22 protein-coding genes are annotated in these 23,532 nt (G+C 30.5%); 9 read left to right on the top strand and 13 right to left on the bottom strand.

The window, feature by feature from the left end:
- The first annotated feature begins 2 nt into the window (after positions 1-2).
- From purQ to grxD, 4 genes are read left to right on the top strand one after another with little or no spacing between them, the layout of a single operon-like run.
- Entirely contained in the window at positions 3-686 is a 684-nt protein-coding gene (gene purQ / locus ACTTAR_RS00340) for a phosphoribosylformylglycinamidine synthase I (RefSeq protein WP_440697405.1), read from the top strand.
- The gene (purL, locus tag ACTTAR_RS00335; RefSeq protein WP_440697404.1) at positions 683-2,875 is read left to right on the top strand and encodes a phosphoribosylformylglycinamidine synthase subunit PurL; all 2,193 of its coding nucleotides are present in this window, start codon (positions 683-685) and stop codon (positions 2,873-2,875) included. Before purQ ends, purL begins: the two co-directional genes overlap by 4 nt.
- Entirely contained in the window at positions 2,875-3,105 is a 231-nt protein-coding gene (locus ACTTAR_RS00330; RefSeq protein ID WP_440680685.1) for a BolA/IbaG family iron-sulfur metabolism protein, read from the top strand. The genes purL and ACTTAR_RS00330 overlap by 1 nt, the downstream gene beginning before the upstream one ends.
- A complete protein-coding gene (grxD, locus tag ACTTAR_RS00325) occupies positions 3,105-3,437 on the top strand; it encodes a Grx4 family monothiol glutaredoxin (RefSeq protein WP_440680683.1) in 333 nt (110 codons plus the stop codon). The genes ACTTAR_RS00330 and grxD overlap by 1 nt, the downstream gene beginning before the upstream one ends.
- A 9-nt stretch (positions 3,438-3,446) precedes the next feature.
- On the opposite strand, the gene rpsD is transcribed toward grxD, so the two are convergent.
- The 9 genes from rpsD to ACTTAR_RS00280 are packed head-to-tail and all read right to left on the bottom strand — an operon-like array spanning position 3,447 to position 13,322.
- Entirely contained in the window at positions 3,447-4,064 is a 618-nt protein-coding gene (gene rpsD, locus ACTTAR_RS00320; protein ID WP_440633469.1) for a 30S ribosomal protein S4, read from the bottom strand.
- A 40-nt stretch (positions 4,065-4,104) separates the two neighbouring features.
- A complete protein-coding gene (locus tag ACTTAR_RS00315) occupies positions 4,105-4,818 on the bottom strand; it encodes an RNA methyltransferase (RefSeq protein ID WP_440680682.1) in 714 nt (237 codons plus the stop codon).
- Positions 4,818-5,681 carry an urea carboxylase-associated family protein gene (locus ACTTAR_RS00310; protein ID WP_440697403.1) on the bottom strand — a complete coding sequence of 288 codons (864 nt, stop codon included), beginning with the start codon at positions 5,679-5,681 and terminating at the stop codon, positions 4,818-4,820. Before ACTTAR_RS00310 ends, ACTTAR_RS00315 begins: the two co-directional genes overlap by 1 nt.
- 2 nt (positions 5,682-5,683) lie before the next feature.
- A complete protein-coding gene (gene cimA / locus ACTTAR_RS00305; RefSeq protein ID WP_440680680.1) occupies positions 5,684-7,285 on the bottom strand; it encodes a citramalate synthase in 1,602 nt (533 codons plus the stop codon).
- Positions 7,282-8,637, bottom strand: coding sequence for a cysteine--tRNA ligase (cysS, locus tag ACTTAR_RS00300; protein WP_440697402.1), 1,356 nt, complete (start codon positions 8,635-8,637; stop codon positions 7,282-7,284). Before cysS ends, cimA begins: the two co-directional genes overlap by 4 nt.
- 45 nt (positions 8,638-8,682) lie before the next feature.
- Positions 8,683-9,420 carry an NAD(+) synthase gene (nadE, locus tag ACTTAR_RS00295; RefSeq protein WP_440680678.1) on the bottom strand — a complete coding sequence of 246 codons (738 nt, stop codon included), beginning with the start codon at positions 9,418-9,420 and terminating at the stop codon, positions 8,683-8,685.
- 39 nt (positions 9,421-9,459) lie between these two features.
- Positions 9,460-10,839, bottom strand: a complete 1,380-nt coding sequence (locus ACTTAR_RS00290; RefSeq protein ID WP_440697401.1) for a class II 3-deoxy-7-phosphoheptulonate synthase — start codon at positions 10,837-10,839, stop codon at positions 9,460-9,462.
- A gap of 35 nt (positions 10,840-10,874) precedes the next feature.
- Positions 10,875-12,695: a glutamine--fructose-6-phosphate transaminase (isomerizing) gene (glmS, locus tag ACTTAR_RS00285; RefSeq protein ID WP_440697400.1), complete on the bottom strand. Its 1,821-nt coding sequence runs from the start codon at positions 12,693-12,695 to the stop codon at positions 10,875-10,877.
- A 3-nt stretch (positions 12,696-12,698) separates the two neighbouring features.
- Complete coding sequence (locus ACTTAR_RS00280; protein WP_440697399.1) at positions 12,699-13,322, bottom strand: DapH/DapD/GlmU-related protein; 624 nt, start codon at positions 13,320-13,322, stop codon at positions 12,699-12,701.
- A gap of 69 nt (positions 13,323-13,391) precedes the next feature.
- On the opposite strand from ACTTAR_RS00280, the gene ACTTAR_RS00275 reads away from it, so the two are divergent.
- From ACTTAR_RS00275 to ACTTAR_RS00260, 4 genes are read left to right on the top strand one after another with little or no spacing between them, the layout of a single operon-like run.
- Positions 13,392-14,072, top strand: coding sequence for an HAD-IA family hydrolase (locus ACTTAR_RS00275; RefSeq protein WP_440697398.1), 681 nt, complete (start codon positions 13,392-13,394; stop codon positions 14,070-14,072).
- A 53-nt stretch (positions 14,073-14,125) separates the two neighbouring features.
- The gene (locus tag ACTTAR_RS00270; protein ID WP_440697397.1) at positions 14,126-15,628 is read left to right on the top strand and encodes an MmgE/PrpD family protein; all 1,503 of its coding nucleotides are present in this window, start codon (positions 14,126-14,128) and stop codon (positions 15,626-15,628) included.
- Positions 15,628-16,524, top strand: a complete 897-nt coding sequence (prpB, locus tag ACTTAR_RS00265) for a methylisocitrate lyase (protein WP_440680670.1) — start codon at positions 15,628-15,630, stop codon at positions 16,522-16,524. The genes ACTTAR_RS00270 and prpB overlap by 1 nt, the downstream gene beginning before the upstream one ends.
- On the top strand, positions 16,524-17,648 hold the full coding sequence (locus ACTTAR_RS00260; RefSeq protein ID WP_262589057.1) for a bifunctional 2-methylcitrate synthase/citrate synthase: 1,125 nt from the start codon (positions 16,524-16,526) through the stop codon (positions 17,646-17,648). Before prpB ends, ACTTAR_RS00260 begins: the two co-directional genes overlap by 1 nt.
- Before the next feature lie 14 nt (positions 17,649-17,662).
- Here the strand turns inward: ACTTAR_RS00260 and ACTTAR_RS00255 are convergent, their stop codons facing one another.
- Together ACTTAR_RS00255 and ACTTAR_RS00250 are read right to left on the bottom strand one after the other, a co-directional pair.
- Entirely contained in the window at positions 17,663-18,676 is a 1,014-nt protein-coding gene (locus tag ACTTAR_RS00255; protein WP_440614253.1) for a ribonucleotide-diphosphate reductase subunit beta, read from the bottom strand.
- A complete protein-coding gene (locus ACTTAR_RS00250; protein WP_440697396.1) occupies positions 18,667-20,604 on the bottom strand; it encodes a ribonucleoside-diphosphate reductase subunit alpha in 1,938 nt (645 codons plus the stop codon). The genes ACTTAR_RS00255 and ACTTAR_RS00250 overlap by 10 nt, the downstream gene beginning before the upstream one ends.
- A gap of 179 nt (positions 20,605-20,783) precedes the next feature.
- Between ACTTAR_RS00250 and ACTTAR_RS00245 the strand changes: the two genes are divergently transcribed.
- Positions 20,784-22,238 carry a phosphomannomutase/phosphoglucomutase gene (locus tag ACTTAR_RS00245; protein ID WP_440697395.1) on the top strand — a complete coding sequence of 485 codons (1,455 nt, stop codon included), beginning with the start codon at positions 20,784-20,786 and terminating at the stop codon, positions 22,236-22,238.
- Positions 22,239-22,341: 103 nt separating this feature from the next.
- Here ACTTAR_RS00245 and ACTTAR_RS00240 read toward each other — a convergent pair whose 3' ends face one another.
- A complete protein-coding gene (locus ACTTAR_RS00240; protein ID WP_440697394.1) occupies positions 22,342-22,743 on the bottom strand; it encodes an HIT domain-containing protein in 402 nt (133 codons plus the stop codon).
- A gap of 2 nt (positions 22,744-22,745) precedes the next feature.
- Positions 22,746-23,531, bottom strand: coding sequence for a sulfite exporter TauE/SafE family protein (locus ACTTAR_RS00235; protein WP_440697393.1), 786 nt, complete (start codon positions 23,529-23,531; stop codon positions 22,746-22,748).
- Position 23,532 lies beyond the last annotated feature (1 nt).

The following is a 23,532-nucleotide window of genomic DNA, read 5'->3' as shown; positions in this document are numbered from 1 at the left end:
TAATGAAATCATCCGTTATTACATTTCCAGGATCAAATTGTGATAGAGACATGGATGTGGCTCTTAAAAAATTTGGGTTTAAAAATAAGATGGTTTGGCATGATGATGTTGAATTACCTAAAAGTGATTTAGTCGTATTACCTGGTGGGTTTTCATATGGTGATTATTTAAGATGTGGAAGTATGGCCTCTAAATCTAAAATTATGAAATCAGTAATCAATTTTGCTAACTCTGGTGGTATGGTAATGGGAATTTGCAATGGTTTTCAAATACTAGTTGAGACAGGTTTGGTTCCTGGTGTGTTGTTAAGAAACAAATATCTAGAATTTATTTGCAAAAATGTGTTTGTAAAAATTAATAATAAATCAAATAATTATTTTAATAATATTAAAAATGATGTTTTAGAATTTCATATTGCTCACAATGAAGGAAATTATTTTTGCACGAAAAATCAATTAAAAGAAATTGAAGACAATGAGCAAGTTGCAATAAATTATTGTGACGAAAATGGAAAAGTAGAAGATGGTTTTAACCCAAATGGTTCAGTTAAAAATATCGCTGGTATATTTAATAAAGAAAAAAACGTTTTAGGTATGATGCCTCATCCTGAAAGAATGATTGATAATTGTTTATCTGGAGAAGATGGTTCAATTTTTTTTAATAATTTAATTAATAATTTAAAATGATTGTAAACGAACAGGTAGCTATTGATCATGGTTTAAAGAAAGATGAATATGCTAAAATTTGTGAATTATTAAAAAGAACACCAAATATTACTGAATTAGGTATCTTTTCTGCAATGTGGAATGAGCATTGCTCTTATAAATCCTCAAGACTTCATTTAAAAAAACTTCCTACAAAAGGAAAAAAGGTAATTCAAGGACCAGGAGAAAATGCTGGTGTTATTGATATTGAAGATAATGATGCCATTGTATTTAAAATTGAAAGCCACAACCACCCATCTTTTATTGAACCCTATCAAGGTGCTGCGACTGGTGTTGGCGGGATTATGAGAGATGTGTTCACAATGGGCGCAAGACCTATTGCTAACTTAAACTCAATTCATTTTGGTTCGCCTCAGCACAAAAAGACAAAAAACCTACTAAGAGGTGTTGTTCATGGAATTGGAGGATATGGAAATTGTATGGGTGTTCCAACAGTTGCAGGGCAAACTAGTTTTGATAGCTCATATAACGGAAATATCTTAGTTAACGCTATGACGCTTGGCTTGGTCAAAAAAGACAAGATTTTTTATTCAAAAGCAGCAGGTTTAAATAAACCTGTCATCTATGTTGGTTCAAAAACAGGAAGAGATGGAATTCATGGTGCCAGTATGGCTTCAGCAAGTTTTGATGACAAAATAGAGGAAAAGAAACCCACTGTTCAAGTTGGAGATCCATTTACTGAAAAACTATTACTTGAGGCTTGTTTAGAATTAATGGCTGGAGACTCGATTATTGCTATTCAAGATATGGGAGCAGCAGGATTAACCTCATCAAGCATTGAAATGGCTTCTAAAGGAAATCTTGGAATTGAAATAAATCTTAACAAAGTTCCTTGTAGAGAGGCAAAAATGACTCCCTATGAAATTATGCTGTCTGAAAGCCAAGAGAGAATGTTGATTGTTTTAGAAAATGGAAAAGAAAAACAAGCAAAAAAAATATTTGATAAATGGAATTTAGATTTTGCTGTGATTGGTAAAACAACTAACTCAAAAAAAATACAACTTTACTTTGATGATGAAATGGTGGCTGACATCCCTGTAAATACTTTAGTTGAAAATTCACCGATGTATGATCGAAAATGGAAAAAAGCAAAGCTTCCTAAAAAAAATAAAATTAAAAAAGAAGATTTAAAAAATTTCAAAATTATTGATGTTCTTAAAAAAGTTTTAGCAAACCCAAATATTTGTAGCAAAGAATGGATTTGGCAACAGTATGATCATACGGTTATGGGTGACACCATTCAAAAACCAGGTGGTGATGCTGGGGTTGTGAGAGTACATGGAACGAATAAAGCTGTAGCAGCATCAGTAGACAGTTCTGCAGTTTATTGTTGGGCCCACCCTCTTACTGGTGGAAAACAAGTTGTTTGTGAAAGCTTTAGAAATTTAATTGCTGTTGGAGCAAAACCTATTGCTATTACCAATTGCTTAAATTTTGGAAGCCCAGAAAATGAGGAGAATATGGGTGAATTTGTTGAATGTGTTCAAGGAATTGGTGAGGCAAGTGAATATTTAAAATTCCCAGTAGTTTCAGGAAATGTATCTTTTTACAATCAAACTAAGGATGAAGGTATCAAGCCGACCCCTGCTATTGGAGGTGTCGGTTTAATAAAGGACTATAATAAAATGATCACTATGGATTTTAAAGAAATTGATAATGTGATTTTAGTTATTGGAAAAACAGAAGGTCATTTGGATCAAAGTTTATTTGCAAGAAACATTTTAAATGAAAAAAATGGTCCACCACCAGAAATAAATTTGTTTAATGAAAAAAATAATGGAGAAACTTTGTTAAAACTCATTGAGAGTAATCTCATTAAAAGTGCACACGATGTTTCTGTGGGGGGTATTATTACTGCAGTTGCTAAAATGTGTATCAAAGGTAAAAAAGGAGTTAATCTAAATAAACCAAAATATTTAATTAATGAAATGGAGTATTTCTTTGGTGAAGATCAAGGACGTTACATTATTGAAGTTAATAAAAAAGATTTAAAAAAAGTCACAGATATATTGAATAAAAATGCAGTTCATTTTGATGAACTTGGTACAATCAATGAAAATGAGCTATTTATTAACGATAAGACAAAAGTTACAATTGACGAACTTACAAGTTCAAATACAAAGTGGCTTTCAGATTATATGAATAACTAATGGCAATGGATTTAAAAGAAATTGAGAATTTAATTAAAGAGGCAATGCCTGATGCAATTGTTGAAATTCAGGATTTAGCAGGCGATGGAAATCATTATTCAGCGACTGTGACCTCTTCTCAATTTTCAGGAAAAAGTAAAATTGAACAACACAAAATGGTATATAATTCTCTAAAAGGACGAATGGGAAATGAATTACATGCCCTAGCAATTAAAACAAAGGAGCAATAATGGACGAAAATACAAAAAATACAATTCAAGATCATATAGACAACAATGATGTTTGTTTATTTATGAAAGGAACTCCAGATGCTCCTCAATGTGGTTTTTCAATGGCTGTATCAAACATGTTAAAAATTCTAGAAGTAAATTTTAAAGGAGTAAATGTTTTGGAAGATCAAAATATTAGAGAAGGAATTAAAGTTTACAGTGACTGGCCAACAATTCCTCAATTGTATATTAAAAAAGAATTTGTTGGTGGATGTGATATCGTAAAAGAAATGTACGAAAACGGAGAACTTAAAAAAGTTCTTGAGGATAAAGGTATTAATTTTAAAAATTAAATTTAGAAATTATCTAGAGTAATATTCAATTACAAGATTGGGTTCCATTATTACTGGATAAGGAACTTCTTCAAATTTTGGAACTCTTACAAATTTTAATTTTTTATTTTTCTCATCCATTTGGATGTATTCTGGTGTTTCTCTTTCTTTATTTGCTAGAGCGATATCAATGATTGCTAATTGCTTAGATTTGTCTCTAATTTCTATTGTATCTTCCTCTTTTACTAAATAGCTACCAATATTTACTTTCTTGCCATTAACTCTTACATGACCGTGGTTAATTAATTGTCTTGCTGAGAAAATAGTAGTTGCAAATTTTGCTCTATAGATAACTGCATCTAATCTTCTCTCTAAGAGACCAATTAAATTTTCACCTGTATCTCCTTTAAGCATAACTGCTTTTTTATAAATATTTCTGAACTGTTTTTCATTAATATTTCCATAATAAGCTTTTAGTTTTTGTTTAGCTTGTAACTGAATTCCGTAATCTGAAGGTTTAGATGTTTTTGTTTGACCGTGTTGACCAGGTCCGTAAGCTCTAGTATTAAAAGGACTTTTAGGTCTACCCCATAGGTTAACCTTTAATCTTCTGTCTACTTTATGTTTAGAGTTTAATCTTTTTGTCATTTAATAGTGGGCTTTATAAACTTACTCTTACTTTTGTCAATCAACGTTTTTTACCTAAACTCGCAAATACACCAGATAAAATGCGTGTTTCTTTAGTTGATAATTCCATTCGGTAAAAAATATTTCTTAGGTTTTCTAGCATTATTGGCTTCTTCTCTTTTGATTTGAAGAAACTAATCTCCTCCAGATTCTGGATACATAAATTTGCCATCGCAACTATCTCCTTTTTAGAGGCTGATTTAACTTTGTTTGATTTATTAAAAGAGCTTACTTTTGAACTAATGATGCTAGATACATATTGAGCAATAATTATCAAACTATGAGATAGGTTTAACGACTTAAAATCTGGATTTGTTGGTATTTGAAGTGTGTAGTTGGCATAACTAATTTCATTATTAGATAAACCTGATGCTTCTGATCCAAATAAGAAGGCGACTTTTTTTTTATAATTAATTTTTTTTAAATCTTCTAATTGAATGTGCTTTATATTTTTATTTCTAAATCTTGCAGATGTCGCAATAACAGTATCAATATCCTTTAAAGACTTTTCTAAATTTTCATAACTTTTTGCTTTGTTGATAATATTTTTAGCACCAACTGATGTTGCTAAAATTTTATCATTTGGAAATATTGGTTTAGGATCAACAACAATTAATTTTTTAAAATTGAAATTTTTCATTCCTCTGGCGCAAGCTCCAATATTTTCTGAAAGCTGAGGTTTGTGTAAAATAAAAGAGATATTGTTAACAGACATTAATCAATGCCATGATTTCTGTTATAGCTAGAAATAGCAGAAGGTTTGATATTGTTTAAATATTTAGGATCTGCTGACCAAATAGAAACTTTTAAAGGATAACATTTTGCAACATCAGAGGAATGTTCAGATCCACAATCTCCTCCTGGACAAGCAGAAAGAGCTCCTAAAATATCTGTTTCAGCAAAAAACTCTAGATAATCCCCTGGTCTAACTGGACTAGCTTTCATAAAGTATTGTTTAGTATCATTAGTAAAACCAGTAAGCATAAATACATTTAATACATCATGAACTATTTTTTCAGCATAATCTAATTGAATATTTTTTTCTTTAACTAGTGCTCTTGTTAGATTTGAATGACAACAATAGTGGTAATCATTATCGCTTAAAAGTTTTGAAGTATAAGGATCACATCTGGTACCAATTACATCATGAACAGAGCCACCGTCTTTATCATAATCATACCAATCCAAAGTATCCCAAGTTATTGTCGCTAAAGATCTAAGGTATGGAAAGCTGCTAAACATTTTGTCTCCAACTGATAGATGTGTCCCATATAAAGCCCTTGTTTTTCCTGAATAAAATTTTTCCTCTAAATTATTTAAATTAAATAAATTTAAATCGCCTACTTGTGGGCCATCTACACTTTCAATTCTAAAAAACTCACCAAATTTTACCTCGAAAGTTCTTGCATCCCTTGGAGGAATAATTACTTCATCTTTTTTAACTAAATGCGCTCTAGCTGAGTGCAGAATGTTTAAATTTTTATCTTCAATTGTGGTATTTGGATAACAAACAATAGGCTTTGCCCCTATTCTACTATCGATATCTGTAGGTTTTTCTGAAAATTTTTTAATTTTCATTTTTATAAACTTCCAGGCGCTTTATCCTTAAATAATTTGTAATCTAAACTATCCACTAAAGCTTTAAATGAAGCATCAATTATATTAGGTGATACCCCGATTGTGAACCAGTTCACTCCTTTTGCATCCGTGCTTTCAATACTAACTCTTGTAACCGCTTCTGTACCTGTGTTTAAAATTCTAACTTTATAGTCAACAAGCCTTAAATCTTTCAAATACTCAGAATATTTTGCAAGTTTATTTACATTCTTTCTAATTGCATTATCTAAAGCATTAACAGGTCCATTTCCTTGTCCTTCACATAAAATTTTGTCTCCATCAACTTCTAATTGAGCTTTAGCATATGATATAATCTCTCCAGTTTTATCTTTCTTTACAGAAACATCGTATTCATTGATTGATATATATCTTGGTATTTCACCCATTAGTCTTCTAGCTAATAATTCAAAAGAAGCGTCAGCACCATCGTAACTATATCCAATGAACTCTCTATCTTTAACTTCATCTAAAAGTTTTTTAATTTTTGGGTCACTTTTTTCAACGTTAATTCCAATTGAATTTAATCTAGATATTATGTTTGATTGTCCTGATTGATCTGAAACCACAATATTTCTAGAATTTCCAACCTCTTCAGGATTTATATGCTCATAAGTTTTAGGGTCTTTTTGAACAGCAGATACATGCATACCACCTTTGTGCGAGAAAGCTGAGGCACCAACATAAGGCAAATGTTTATTAGGTTTTCTATTTAATATTTCATCTAGCAATCTTGAGCATTGAGTTAAATTTTTTAAATTTTCTCTTTTAATACTAAGTTCAAATTTGTCTGAAAAATCTTTCTTTAAAAAAAATGAAGGGATTAATGACATTAAATTTGCATTACCACATCTTTCTCCTAATCCATTAATAGTTCCTTGCACTTGTCTTACTCCTGCTTGAACTGCAGCAAGACTATTAGCTACTGCATTTTCAGTATCATTATGTGCGTGTATTCCTAAATTTTCTCCCGGAATTTGTTTGCTTACTTCAGTTACAATTTTAGAAATTTCATGTGGAAGTGTTCCACCATTAGTATCACATAATACAATCCATCTAGCTCCATTATCATAAGCAGCTTTCAAACAAGACAATGCGTATTCTGGGTTAGATTTATAACCATCAAAGAAATGTTCTGCATCAAACATAAATTCTTTTCCAGATTTAACAATATGTTTGGTACTTTCGCTTATGTTGGTTAAATTTTGTTCATTAGTAATTCCTAAGGCAACTTTAACTTGGAAATCCCATGATTTTCCAAATAAACAAACTGCTAAGCTTTTTGAATTAATTAATGATGATAACATTGGATCATTTTCTGCACTATGTTCTGATTTTTTTGTCATGCCAAACGCGGTTAATTTAGCTGATTTAAAATTATGATCTTTATTAAAAAATTCTGTATCTGTTGGATTGGCGCCTGGCCAACCTCCTTCTACATAATCAACTCCCAACATATCTAATGCTGATGAAATTTTCTCTTTATCATCAATGGAAAAATCAACACCTTGTGTCTGTGCTCCATCACGTAATGTTGTATCAAAAATATAAAGTTGTTCTTTGCTCATTTAAATTTCCAAGTCGTTTTACCATCTTTATCTTCTATTAAAACACCTTTGTCTAAAAGCTCATTTCTAATTTTGTCAGCTTCTTCGTAATTTTTGTTCTCTCTAGCTTTGTTTCTTTCGTTAATTTTCTGCAAAATTTCTTTTTCTGAAATAGAAGCTTTGCTTATTTTAAAACTTAACCACTCATCTTTACTTTGGTTTAAAAGTCCAACAAACCGACAAGCAGAAACAAATATAGCTTTGTCATTGTCATTACCTTTTTGAGCTTTTTCATATAAATGGTGCAAATTAGCTATGTAACCTGGTGTATTTAAATCATCATAAAGTGGTTTAAGAACTTCGTGAGAAATATTTTCAATGTCGTTATTATCTACATAAACGTTGTACCATTTGTTAATTGTATTTTGGCAATCTTCTAAAAGTTTATCATTCCAATCTAAAGGTTGTTTATAATGAGCACTCATTAAAGCTAATCTTAAAACCTGACCACTGATCTTATTTCTAAAATCTTTTATTTTTAGAATGTTGCCTTGAGATTTGGCCATTTTTTCATTGGACATAGTAATAAAAGCATTATGTAGCCAAAAATTAGCAAATATTTTTGTGTCATTGGCACATCTCGATTGAGCTATTTCATTTTCATGATGTGGAAATATTAAATCAATACCACCTCCATGGACGTCAAACTCATCTCCCAAAAACTTTTTTGACATTGCTGAGCATTCTAAATGCCATCCAGGTCGACCTTTTCCCCATGGAGACTCCCAAGAAGGCTCATCACTTGCTGATGGTTTCCATAGAACAAAATCTTCTGAGTTTTTTTTATTTTCACTGACCTCAATTCTAGATCCAGCAATTAAATCTTCTAATTTCTTATTAGAGAGTTGACCGTAATCATTAAATTTTTTAACTTCAAAATAAACATGGTTGTTGTTTTCATAAGCAAAACCTTTTTTGATTAATTCAGAAACCATTTCGATCATCAAATCAATATTTTCTGTTGCTTTAGGTTGATGAGTTGGTGTTTCACAATTTAGATAACTACAATCTTCACCAAAACTTTCTGTTACTTTGTTTGTTAATTCTGAAATTGAAATATTATTTTCTTTTGAAGATTTAATAATTTTATCGTCTACATCCGTAATATTTCTAACATAAGTAACCTTAGAATAATTTTTTTTAAAAATTTTATATAAAATATCAAAAACAACTATTGGTCTTGCATTACCGATATGAGGATCATCATAGACCGTTGGTCCACAAACATACATTCTTATATTTTGTTCATCTATTGGAACAAATTTTTCTTTTTTGTTTGTTAGGTTATTAGTTAAAAAAATATCGTTATTCATAATTTTAGAAATATACTTAAAATCTAGATTTGTGAATCTATTTGATTAATTTGGAATTTTGCATACTGGAATGGGCTCCATTTTATGCAAATTTTGTTTTCTAATGATTTCGTATTTTGCTCTATTAGGAGATTTTGGATTATCCATAGCTTCTTCAAGCTCTTCATATTTTAATCCAAGTTGACCCTCATCTGTTCTACCATCATCCCATAATCCATCGGTAGGTGCAGCTTCAATTATTTCATTTAATATTCCAAGCTCTTTTCCAAGTTCCCAGACTTGAGTTTTGTTGCAATCTGCTATTGGTGAAATATCTACTCCACCGTCTCCATATTTTGTATAAAACCCAACACCAAAGTCTTCCACTTTATTTCCAGTTCCAACTACTATTCCTTTGTTGGCAGCAGCTACCTGGTAAAGAGCGGTCATTCTTAATCTTGCTCTTGAGTTTGCCATTCCAAGTTCATTATCAAATTTAGATAAACTAGCACTGAAAGCTAAAAATAATTCATCCAAATTAATTGTATGTGCTTCAACATTTTTAAAATTTTTAACCAACCATTCTTGATGTTTTAAGCTTAGATCATGTTGATATGATTTTTGCTTAATTGGCATTGATAACACAATTGTTTTCAAACCTGTCATCGCACTCAAGGTACTAGAAACAGAAGAATCTATCCCACCAGATATTCCTATAACAAGAGACTGAGCCTTAGAAGGCATATTCTCTACATAGTTCTTAATCCAATCAGATATAAAGTTTACTTTTTCTGATACGTTCATAATTGACAAAATATTTTATTATTAAGATTTTACAATGTCTTAAGATGCCGCTCTATCTGCATTTTTAGAATACGAGCTATTCTTTTTAATCTCATCAGAAATCATAAAGGCTAATTCTAAAGCTTGATTAGCATTTAATCTTGGATCACAATGAGTGTGGTATCTTGAAGAAAGATCTTTTTCAGAGATTTTTTGAGCTCCACCAATACATTCTGTTACATCTTGACCGGTAAGCTCAATATGAAGACCACCCGCATAACTACCTTCGCTTTGGTGACACGCAAAAACATTTTTTACTTCTTTTAAAACACCATTGAAAGGTCTAGTTTTAAAACCTGTAGCAGCCTTAATTGTATTTCCATGGCAAGGATCGCAAGACCAAATTACGTTTAAACCTTCTTTTTTAATTACTCTAATTAATTTTGGTAAAAATTTTGAAACATTGTCTGCTCCAAATCTAGATATTAATGTAATTTTACCTTTTTCATTTTTTGGATTAATCCTATTGCAAAGGTTTATTAAATCATCTGCTTTTAGAGTTGGACCACATTTAATTCCTATAGGATTTTCTATTCCTCTACAGAATTCAACGTGACCACCATCAAGTTGTCTTGTTCTATCACCAATCCATACAAAGTGTGCAGATGTGTCATGATTTTCTCCAGTTGTTGAATCTGTTCTAGTCATTGTTTCTTCAAAAGGTAATAATAAAGCTTCATGTGAAGTCCAAAAATTAACTGTTTTTAATCTTCTGTTAAAATCTGAATTAATCCCACATGCATCCATAAATGCTAATGCGTTAGCAATATTATCTTCTAACTCTTTAAATCTTTTTAATTCTGGTGAATTTTTAATAAATCCAAGGTTCCAATTGTGAACATTTTTAAGGTCTGCAAAACCACCGTGGCAAAAAGCTCTAATTAAATTTAATGTAGCAGCTGATTGAGAATAAGCTTTAAACAATCTCTTTGGATCTGGAACTCTCGCTTTATCTGTAAATTCCATTCCATTAATATTGTCTCCTAAATAACTTGGCAACTCAACACCATCTTTATTTTCTGTTGGAGCACTTCTTGGTTTAGAAAATTGTCCAGCAATTCTTCCAACTTTAACAACTGGTAAAGATGCTGAGTAAGTTAAAACCAATGACATTTGCAACATTAGTTTGAAAGTATCTCTAATATTATCAGGATTAAACTCAGCAAAACTTTCAGCGCAATCACCACCCTGAAGTAAAAAAGCTTTACCATCAACAACGTCTGCTAACTGACTTTTTAGATGTCTTGTTTCTCCTGCAAAAACTAAAGGTGGGAAAGTTCCAATTTTATCCAAAACCTTATCCAATTCTTTTTTATCTGGATATTCTGGTATGTGTTTAACCGGATATTTTCTCCAACTATTTTTTTTCCAATTTTTCATATTCAACCTAGGGGTGTTTTAACAGAGTTTAGACTTTATTCAACTGTGACTGATTTAGCTAAATTTCTAGGCTTATCAATATCATAACCCATTTTTAAAGCAGAATAATAAGCAAGTTTTTGAAGCGGAATTGTTAAAAGAAAAGGTAGCAAGTCATTATTTGTATTTTCAACTTCTATTGTCTCCCAAATATTCTCTGAAACAATTTCATCTTTGCTTTTGTTTGTAATTAAAAGAACTTTGGCACCTCTTGCTATAACTTCCTGCATATTGGAAATTGTTTTTTTATAATAACTGTCTCTAGGTGCTAAAACTACTACTGGCATTCCTTCTTCTATTAAAGCAAGTGGTCCATGTTTCATTTCACCTGCTGGATACCCCTCAGCGTGAACATAAGATAATTCTTTTAATTTTAATGCCCCTTCCAAAGCTATTGGGTATGAAAAACCTCTTCCAAGAAACATAGATCCTTTAGCTTCATTGAATGTTGAAGAAATGGCTTGAATATCATTATCTATCAATAAAGTTTTTTCTATTAAACCTGGTAAGTTTTTAAGATCTTTAATTTTTTCTTGGTAATCTTTTTTATCAATCTGATTAGATAATGATCCAATTTTTAAAGCTAAAATATATAAAACAAGTATTTGACCTAAAAATGCTTTAGTAGAGGCAACTCCTATTTCGGGCCCACAATGAATTGGTAATACAAAATTTGAGTCTCTTGCAATAGAACTTTCAATCACATTTACCACTGCACATGTTTTCATATAATTTTTGTTACAAAGATCTAATGCTGCATAAGTATCTGCAGTTTCACCTGATTGGGAAACGAAAATATATAAACTGTCTTCCTTAAATCTATTTTTTCTGTATCTAAACTCTGAAGCTATATCGATATTAACATCTAGCGCTGTTAATTCTTCAAACCAATATTTAGCCATTAAACAAGAGTGATAAGCAGTTCCACAACCAATTAAAGTAATTGATTTAATTTCATTGATTTTCCAAGGAAAATTAAAAATATTTATCTCATTGTTCACACTATCTAAATATTCTTTAATTCCAGTTTTTATTGTTACAGGCTGCTCCTCTATTTCTTTAGCCATAAAGTGTTTAAAATCACCTTTGTCATAATTTGACTCGTTTGATGATAATTCTAAAATTTTTTTATTAATTTTTTTACCCTTTTCATTGTAGAAATAAACTTGATCTTTTTTAACAATGCAAAACTCTCCATCATCAAGATAAGTAATTTTATTTGTCATCGATTTTAAAGCATAAGAGTCTGAGCCTAAATAATTTTCATTTGGTCCATAACCTACAGCTAATGGTGAACCTCTTCTTGCTCCTACAATTAGGTCAGGAATTTTTTTAAAAATTATTCCTAATGCAAAACTACCATGCAATTGTTTAAGTGTTTTAGTTATTGCTTCTTCTAATTCTGAAGTTTTTAAATTTTCTGTAATTAAATGAACTATTACCTCTGTGTCAGTTTGAGATTTAAAGACATGACCTTTATTAATTAAATATTTTTTTAGAATTGTTGAATTCTCAATTATTCCATTATGAACTACGGATACATTTTCTGATGAATGTGGATGAGCATTAATACTACTTGGAACCCCATGCGTAGCCCATCTAACGTGACCTATGCCTATATTTCCTTTTAAAGATTTTAAATCAAAGTTTTGCTCTAAATTATCAACACGTCCCTCTGATTTAACCTCGTTTATTTCGCCATCAAATAAAGTTGCAACACCCGCAGAGTCATATCCTCTATATTCAAGTTTTTTTAAAGAGTTAATAATATTAGCAGAAACTGATTTGTTGCTACTAATTCCAATTATTCCACACATAATTTATTTTGATTTTCTTTTATAATTACTAATTTCTGTTTGAGCAGATCTCGTCAAAGCTAGAGATTTTTTTTTAACATTCTTCGTTATAACAGATCCTGCTCCAACAATGCTTTCTTCATTAATTTTAACAGGGGCCACTAAAGACGAATTTGATCCTATAAATACTTTGTCTTTAATTATTGTCTTACTTTTTTTCACGCCATCGTAATTACAGGTAATTGTACCAGCACCAATATTTACCATTTGACCAAGATCACTATCTCCAACATATGATAAATGATTTATTTTTGATTTTTTTCCAACGACTGATTTTTTAATTTCTACAAAATTTCCAACTTTTGATCCTTCTTTTAAAATTGTTTCAGGTCGAATTCTAGCATAAGGACCTACTTCTACTTTGTTTTCAATTTTACAAGATTCTAAATGTGAAAAAGATTTAATGGTCACATTATTTCCTATTTTTACTTTAGAACCAATTACCACATAAGGTTCAATCGTAACTCCCTTTCCAATTTTTGTATCATTTGAAAAAAAAATAGTTTCTGGACCTATCATTTTAACACCAGATTTTATAAACTTGTCTCTAAGTTTGTTTTGAAGATTTTGTGAATTTAATAGTTTCATTTAGGATTTCTTTACATTAAGTATATATCTTAATTAATTCACAAAATATTTCTTTAAAATACTTTTAATATGAAACAGAAATTTACGGTATTGTTTGATTTAGATGGAACACTAGTTGATACAGCGCCAGATTTGATGCTCGCTCATAATCATGTGATGAAAAAATTTGGGTACCCTACTAAGTCTCTAGATGATTTAAAAAGTTCAGTTGGTAAAGGTGCTGGAGCTATGATTGGAAGATCAATATGGAGCCAAGCAAAAAAAGAATTAACTAGTATTAATGAAAAAGTTAAAAGTGATATGACAGATGAGTTCATATCTTATTATGGAAAAAATATTTTAAAAGAAAGTGTTTTAATAAATGGAACAAAAAGTTTTTTAAATTGGTGCAAAAATGAAAATATATCTATGGCGGTTTGTACTAACAAAACTGAACATCTTGCTGTTGATCTTTTAAAAAAAATTGGAATTTATGATTATTTTGAATACGTAGCAGGATACAATACTTTTGATTATTGCAAACCTGATCCAAGACATTTAACTACAGTTATAGAAATCTTAGACGGAGATTTAAAAAAATCAATTATGATTGGAGATAGTGAAACTGATGCTAATTCTGCAAAAGCTGCGGATATTCCAATGATATTGCTTGAGGATGGATACACTGAAAAAAAAACTGATGAAATATACCATAATCACCTAATAAAAGATTTTGTTGGTATCGAAAAAATCATATCTGAATATCTTTAATATTGATTAATTTATTTTAGCTATTAAAACAAAATTACTTATAAGGAGTTATTTTGTTACTACATAAAGTTAAAGTTTTTCCATCTAAAATTCATTTACCTAAGAAAAAACAACTTGCCTGGAAAATTGCAGAAATTGCAAGTGATAATGCTAAACTAAATAAAGAAGCAGTTGAAATGGTGATCAATAGAATTATTGATAATGCTTCAGTTGCTATTGCTTCTTTAAATAGAAGGCCTGTTATTTCATCAAGAGAAATGGCTTTGAAGCATTCTAGAAAAAATGGAGCAACTATTTTTGGAGTTAATTCAAAACTAAAATTTGATTGTGAATGGGCAGCCTGGTCAAATGGAACTGCTGTAAGAGAACTTGATTTTCATGATACTTTTTTAGCTGCAGATTACAGTCACCCAGGAGATAACATTCCACCACTTTTAAGCGTAGCTCAACAAAATAAAAAAAGTGGTTTGGATCTATTAAGAGGAATTATTACTGCTTATGAAGTTCAGGTGAATTTAGTTAAAGGTATTTGTTTACATAAACATAAAGTAGATCACATTGCTCACCTTGGTCCAAGTGTTGCTGCAGGCTTAGGATCAATGTTAAAATTAAATACTGAAACAATTTATCAAGCAGTTCAGCAAGCACTACATACAACTATTTCTACAAGACAATCTAGAAAAGGAGAAATATCTAGCTGGAAAGCATATGCGCCTGCACATGCAGGGAAACTAGCAATAGAAGCTGTTGATAGAGTTATGAGGGGTGAAGGAGCTCCAAGTCCAATTTATGAAGGTGAAGATAGTGTAATTGCAAGGATACTTGATGGAAAAAAAGCAAAATATAAAGTTCCATTACCTAAAAAAGGAGAAACTAAAAAAGCTATATTAGAAACTTATACAAAAGAATATTCTGCAGAGTATCAATCTCAGGCTTTAATAGATCTTGCAAAGAAATTAAAAACTAAAATACCAAATTTAAATCAAATCAAAAAAATAGATATTCATACTAGTCATCATACACATTATGTAATTGGGACAGGCGCAAATGATCCACAAAAAATGGATCCAAATGCAAGTAGAGAAACATTAGATCACTCTATAATGTATATTTTTGCAGTCGCTCTAGAGGATGGTGATTGGCATCATGTAAAATCTTATACAAAATCAAGAGCTAATAGAAAAAGTACTATTAAGATATGGAATTCAATAACAACCTATGAAGATAAAAAATGGACAAAAAAATATCATGATCCAGATCCAAAAAAGAAATCTTTTGGAGCAAAAGTTGTTGTTACATTGAACAATGGGAAAAAAGTAACTGAGGAACTAGATAGAGCTGATGCTCATCCATATGGAGCAAGACCATTTAAAAGGGAGAATTATATAAATAAATTTTTAACTCTAACAGATGGCATTTTAGATAAAAAAGAGAGTGATCGTTTTTTAAGAAATGTTCAAAATCTAAAAAACTTAAAAGCTGGACAATTAGATAAACTAAATATTGAGATTAAAAAAAGTAAGTTAAAAAGAAATTTGAAAAAAGGAATTTTTTAATGCACTTTGTTGAAAAAGAACCAAGCCAAAAAAGAATAGATTTTGACCAAAAACTTAAATCAAATAAAATTCTGAGGGTTCCTGGAGCTTACAATCCTCTAACAGCTAAATTGATTGAGGAAATTGGTTATGATGCAGTTTACGTATCAGGAGGTGTTATGGCTAATGATCTTGGTTTTCCTGATATTGGTTTAACAACACTTCAAGATGTGAGTACCAGATCTTATTTAATATCTAGGGTAACAAATCTTCCAACAATAGTTGATATAGATACAGGATTTAAATCTTGTAAAGAAACTATAGAGACTTTTGAAGAGTTTGGGCTAACTGGTGTTCATTTGGAAGATCAAATTGAAAGAAAAAGATGTGGGCATCTAGATAATAAAGAACTTGTTTCAACAGAGGCCATGGTTTCAAAAATAAAAGAATGTGTTGCTACAAAAAAAGATAAAAATTTTAAAATTATAGCACGTTCAGACGCAAAAAGTGTTGAGGGAATTGATAAAATGATTGATAGATGTAAAGCGTATATTGATGCTGGAGCTGAAATTATATTTCCTGAAGCTTTATATGATGAAAAAGATTTTGAAAAAGTAAGAAAAGAACTTTCATGTTATTTGTTAGCTAATATGACAGAATTTGGTAAATCCAAGTTATTTAATTATAAGGAGTTAGAAAACCTTGGCTATAATATTGTTATATATCCAGTAACTACACAAAGGCTAGCAATGAAAAATGTTGAAGATGGATTAAGAGACATTTATGCAAATGGACATCAAAATAATATAATAGATAAGATGCAGACAAGAAAAAGATTGTATGAATTGGTAGAATACGAAAAATACAATTCTTTAGATGAAAAAATTTATAATTTTAGTACAGAAGGACATGAATAATGAGTGATGATATTAAAAAAGGTTTACTTGGAATTGTTGTAGATGAAACTGAAGTTTCAAAAGTTATGCCAGAGATTAACTCTCTGACATATAGAGGTTATGCTGCTCAAGATTTATGTGAATATTGCAGATTTGAGGAAGTCGCTTATTTAATTTTAAACAAAGATCTACCTAACACTATTCAATTAAGACAATTTGAAAAAGAGGAGAGAAATAATAGAGAGCTTACAAAAAATTTATATGAAATTATAAAACACATGCCAAAAAAATCTCATCCAATGGATGTTGCAAGAACAGCTGTTAGTGTAATGGGATTAGAAGATAAAGAAACATCCAACTCTACTCCAGAAGCCAATATGCGAAAAGCATTAAGAATTTTTGCAAAAACTCCTACTGCTCTTGCTGCTTTTTACAGAATTAGAAGTGGTAAAAAAATAATTAAACCTAAAAAGAATTTAACTTTTGCAGAAAACTTTTTCTATATGTGTTTTGGAAAAGTGCCTCAAAAAGAAATTGTTAAAGCATTTGATGTTTCTCTAATATTGTACGCTGAACATAGTTTCAATGTTTCAACTTTTACTGCTAGAACAATTACAAGTAGTTTATCTGATATTCATGGAGCAATAACTGGTGCAATTGCTAGTTTGAAAGGTCCATTGCATGGTGGTGCAAATGAAGAGGTAATGCACATGATGAACAGAATTAAAAAACCAGAAAATGCTCTAAAATGGATTAATAATGCTCTTAAAAATAAAGAAGTAGTTATGGGCTTTGGTCATAGAGTTTATAAATCAGGAGATTCTAGAGTTCCAACTATGAGAAATTATTTTGGCAAAGTTGCTAAACTTAAAAAAGACAAAAAGTTTGAAAAAATTTATGATATTGTTGAAAAAGTTATGATAAAAAAGAAGAATATTCACCCTAACGTGGACTACCCTACTGGTCCGATGTATCATTTAATGGGATTTGATACTGATTTTTTCACACCTATATTTGTTATTTCTAGAATTACTGGTTGGTCAGCACATATTATGGAGCAACATGCTGCAAACAAACTTATTCGACCGCTTGCTAAATATAAAGGTAGCAAGCATCGAAAAGTAATGGAATTAAATTACAGATAATACAAATATATTTATTAACTAAATGCTTCTGCCCAAGTTCCTTGGGTTGATGCTTTAGAATACTCTGTAGCTCTTCCTTCAAAGAAGTTCATATGTTCTACAGCATTTAACATTGTATCTAACCAAGTTAATGGATTTTTATCAATGTCATAGATCGCTTCTAATCCTAATTGATCTAATCTTCTATTTGCAATAAATCGAATATATTTTTTAATATCATCTGCAGTCAAACCTTCCATTGGACCCATTTGAAAAGCTAAATCAATAAAAGCATCTTCATGCTCAACAATTGTTCTGCAAGCTTCATAAATTTCTTTTTTCAATTGAGGTGTCCATGTTTCAGGATTTTCTTTAATAAAATCTTTAAATAATCTGATCATCGAATTGCAATGCAATGTCTCATCTCTTACTGACCAAGTAACAATCTGACCCATTCCTTTCATCTTGTTATGTCTTGGGAAGTTTAACAAAATTGCAAAACTTGCAAATAACTGAAGACCTTCTGTGAAAGCACTAAATACAGCAATTGTTTTTGCAATATCATGATTTGATTTAACATCAAAACCTTGCATGTAATCGTATTTATCTTTCATTTCTTTGTACTTCATGAATGCTGAATACTCTGATTCTGGCATACCAATTGTATCTAACAAATGTGAGTAAGCAGCAATATGAACAGTTTCCATTGAAGCAAAAGATGACATCATCATTAATACTTCAGTTGGTTTAAATACATTCATGTAATGTCTAATGTAGCAGTTACTAACTTCAACATCTGCTTGTGTAAAAAATCTAAAAATTTGTGTTAATAGATTTTTTTCTGAAGTAGAAAGATTTTTCTGCCAATCTCTAACATCGTCTCCAAGTGGAACTTCTTCTGGCAACCAATGAATTCTTTGTTGTGTTAACCAGGCATCATAACACCATGGATATCTAAAAGGTTTGTAAACTGGATTTGCAACAAGCAACCCATTATTGTTTTTTTGTGGTTGAATAATTTCTGACTTAACTTTTTCTGCTACTGACATGATAAACACTCCTCGTACTCTGGTTCACTATTTTCGGTTGATTTATTTTTATATACATTAGCCATGATGTCTGTTGACTTAGAGTCGTTAACATTCTCAGCTCTTTGAATTGATTTTGATCTACAATAGTAAAGGCTCTTTAAACCTTTCTTCCAAGCATCAAAATGAATTTTATGTAATTCTTTTTTATGAACATCTGCAGGTAAAAATAGGTTAACTGATTGAGCTTGTGAAATAAAAGGAGTTCTATCTCCACTCAATTCAATTATCCAACTTTGATTAAGTTCAAATGCAGTTTTAAATACATCTTTTTCTAAATCAGTTAAAAAATCTAAATGGTTAACTGAGCCTTGGTTTGTAGTAATACTAGACCAAGTTTCCTCATCATTTTTACCGTGACTTTCAAGAATTTCTTCAAGATATCTGTTTCTCACGTTAAACGAACCAGATAAAGTTTTATGAGTATAGCTGTTTGCTGCAATAGGCTCTACTCCTGGAGAAGCTCCTCCACAAATAATAGAAATTGATGCTGTTGGTGCAATTGCAGTTTTGTTAGAAAATCTTTCTTTATAACCATACTCTGCAGCATCAGGACACGCTCCTCTTTCTTCAGCTAAATCTTTAGAAGCTTGATTAACTTTTTCGTGAATGTTTTTAAATATTTTTTTATTCCATGATTTTGCCATTACAGACTCAAGTGGAATTCTATTTTTCTGTAAAAAAGAATGGAAGCCCATCACACCTAAACCAACACTTCTCTCTCTTTCAGCAGAGTATTTAGCATCTTTAAATTGTTCAGGAGCTTTGTTAATGAAATCAGATAACACATTATCCAAAAATCTCATTACATCACTAATCATATCTGGATCATCTTTCCATTCTTCATATTTTTCTAAATTTAAAGATGATAAACAGCATACTGCTGTTCTATCTCTTCCATCTTTATCAATTCCTGTGGGTAGAGTAATCTCACTACATAAATTAGAAGTTTTAACAGTAAGATTTGCTAACTTATGATGCTGAGGAATTTGTCTGTTAACCGTGTCTATATAAATTATATAAGGTTCACCAGTTTCAATTCTGGCAGTCAATAATCTTATCCATAAGTTTCTTGCAGAAATAGTTTGCTGCACAGTTCCGTCAGCTGGACTTTTTAATGCCCACTGTTCATCCATTTCAACTGCTCTCATGAAAGCGTCTGAAACTAAAACACCATGGTGTAAGTTTAATGCTTTTCTATTTGGATCCCCACCAGTTGGCCTTCTCATTTCAATAAACTCTTCTATCTCTGGATGATCAATTGGAAGATAACAAGCTGCAGAGCCTCTTCTCAATGAACCTTGGCTAATTGCCATTGTTAAAGAGTCCATTACTTTAATAAAAGGAATTATTCCTGAAGTTTTTCCAACTCTGCCAATTTTTTCTCCAATAGATCTTAGGTTACCCCAGTAACTTCCAATTCCTCCACCCTTTGCAGCAAGCCAAACATTTTCACTCCAAAGATCTAAAATTCCACCTAAGCTATCAGATGCTTCATTTAAAAAACATGAAATAGGTAAACCTCTTTTAGTTCCACCGTTTGATAAAACTGGTGTTGCTGGCATAAACCAAAGATTGCTTATGTAATTATAAATTCTTTGCGCATGTAAATTATCATCAGCGTAAGTGCTTGCTACTCTTGCAAATAAATCTTGATAAGATTCGTTTAAACCAAGATATCTATCTTTTAAAGTTGCTTTACCAAAATCTGTAAGTTTCGAATCTTTAGAACGATCAATTTTAATTATTATACCTTTATCATTTTGAAATAATTCTGTTTCATTATTTAAAGAAAATAAATCAGGTTTATTCGCTTTTGAAACTTCTTTAACTTCTGGGCTATATTCGGAGACAGCTTTCTTAAGTGCTTGAGATAGAATCTTGTTCATAATTGCTATTATATTATTTTAGTTTTGCGAAAACAACTATATGTTGTAGGCGCTTTGATTAAGTATACTAAATAAACGTTTAATCAATGGAACATTTATAGAACGCGACAATATGATTATCAATAAAAAAATAAAATTTTTTTAAAGAAATTAACATAAAAAGAGTAAGTAGTGGATAAATGAGTGAAAATTTAAAAATAGATCCTTATGGTTTTAGAGAATATGACGCCCGTTGGTTGTATGAGAAAGACATAAACTCAGCAGGAATAGAGAATCTCGGCAAAGGACTTGGAACACAAATAAAAAATCACACCAAAAAAGATCATCCTAGAATTATTGTTGGACATGATTATAGATCTTACAGTGAGGAGATAAAAACCTCACTTAAAAGAGGATTAAAGTCAACAGGATGTCATATAGAAGATATTGGTTTGTCATTATCTCCAATGGTTTATTTTGCACAATTTAATTTAGATGCAGATGCAGTTGCTATGGTTACAGCAAGTCATAATGAAAATGGTTGGACTGGTGTAAAAATGGGTATCAAAAAAGGCTTAACTCATGCACCTGAAGAAATGAAAGAATTAAAAGAAATAACATTAAATGAAAAGTTTTCAAAAGGTGATGGAAATGAAAAAGAAATAAAAGATTTCGATAAAATTTATAAAAATGACCTAATTAATAAAAACAAAATAAATAAAAAAATTAAAGCTGTAGTTGCTTGTGGTAATGGAACTGCAGGTGTTTTTGCACCAGATATATTAAGAGGCATTGGGTGTGAGGTGATAGAGTTAGATTGTAACCTAGATTGGAATTTTCCAAAATATAACCCTAATCCAGAAGATTTAGAAATGCTTCATGAAATTGCTAAAGTAGTTAAAGAAAATAATGCTGATATAGGTTTTGGCTTTGATGGTGATGGAGATCGAGTTGGTGTTATTGATAATGAAGGTAACGAAATATTCTCTGATAAAATTGGTTTACTAATTGCAAGAAACTTATCCACTAAACATAAAAATTCTAAATTTGTTGTTGATGTAAAATCAACAGGTTTGTACTCAAAAGACAAAATTTTATCAGAAAACAATTGTGAAACAATTTATTGGAAAACAGGTCATTCCCATATTAAACGTAAAGTTAACACTGAAAAGGCATTAGCAGGCTTTGAAAAAAGTGGTCATTTCTTTTTTAATCAGCCTTTAGGATATGGTTACGATGATGGAATAAATTCAGCCATTCATGTTTGTTATTTATTAGATAATGAAAATAAAAAAATGAGTGAAATAATTAATGAATTACCAAATACTTTTCAAACACCAACGATGGCGCCATTCTGTAAAGATGAAGAAAAATATCAAGTAGTTGAAGAATTAGTTAAAAAAGTAGAACAATTAAAAAATAATAAAACTAAAATTGATGATCAAGTAATAACTGAAGTTCTTACAGTTAATGGTGTAAGATTTTCTTTTGAAGATGGATCGTGGGGACTGATAAGAGCATCATCTAATAAACCTTCATTGGTAATTGTAACTGAAAGCCCAACATCAGATAATAGAAAGAAGAAAATCTTTGATTTTATTGACGATTTACTTCAAAAAACTGGGAAAATTGGCGAATACGATCAAAAAATTTAGTGCTTAATAAAGTTAATTTTCAACTAATAAGTGTTCATAAAACTGTAAAGAATCATTTAAAAATCTATTTGAGGTGATGGAGGGAGACTGAAGTCACCTCTTTTTATTTTAGAGCTTTTCTTAATTTATCTACTATTATTTTTAGAGCTGTTTTTGAGTAATTTTTTCCTTTAACAACCCATACAGATAATGGCCATGAACTATCTTTTTTACTTCTAGCAATAATATGTATATGCAACTGAGGAACAATATTTCCAATTTTTTCTACATTGAGTTTCGAAGTTTTAAATAATTTTTTCATTACTTTACTTGCATAAACAATTTCTTTCATTAGCAGAGTTTGATCTTTAGAATTAAGGTCGCTTATGTCGGTAATCTTATTTCTTTTGGGAATTAGAATTATCCATGGAAATTTAGAATTATCGTTTAGCCTAATACTACATAATTTAAGATCAATAAGATGATGTGAAGTCTTTAAAAATTTTCTATTTAACTTAAATAACATGCTTATAATTTAATATATTCGTAGAAAAACTTAACTGCTACGATTAGTAAGAAAATAGCAAGTAATTTACTAATTTTATTTTTATCTATTCTGTGAGCTGTTTTTGCCCCTAGTCTTGCCATAAAAGTTGTAATCGGAATGAAGATTAAAAAAGCTGGTACATTTAAAAATCCAATACTAAATGGTAAATTTGTTTTTAAATAACTTCCTGAAATAAAAAAACCTGTAGCACCAAATAGTGCAATTAAAAAACCAATCGCTGCAGCACTACCAATTGCTTTATTAATTGAATAACCAAAAAATTTAAGGATTGGTACATTCATAACAGCACCACCTATACCTGTTATGGCTGAAATAAATCCAACAATCGCACCAAGTATTATTTTTAAATACAATTTCATTTCAGATATTACATTTTGTTCTTTTTCTTTAATCGTAAGTAAATAAATTCCTAAAAGAAAGATTACGATTGCAAAAAAAAGTACTAATGATTTTGTTTTGAAAGTTGCAGCAAAAATTGTTCCCAAAACAACTCCTGCAACTACAAAAAAACCATAGCTTTTTACTACATTAAAATCGACTGAATTAAATTTATGATGGGTTAACACTGAAACTATTGATGTTGGAATTATTATTGCAAAAGAAGTTCCTACTGCTAAGTGCATTATATATGCTTGATCAATTCCAAGTTTGCCAAATATGTAATAAAGAAACGGGACAGTTATTAAACCGCCGCCGATACCAAAAAGGCCAGCTACAAATCCAACTGGAATTGCAGTCAAAACCATT

This window comes from Candidatus Pelagibacter sp. HIMB1709, from assembly GCF_052047635.1.
In the GTDB taxonomy this organism is placed as follows: Bacteria; Pseudomonadota; Alphaproteobacteria; order Pelagibacterales; family Pelagibacteraceae; genus Pelagibacter.
This window is presented reverse-complemented; position numbering and strand designations above follow the sequence as displayed.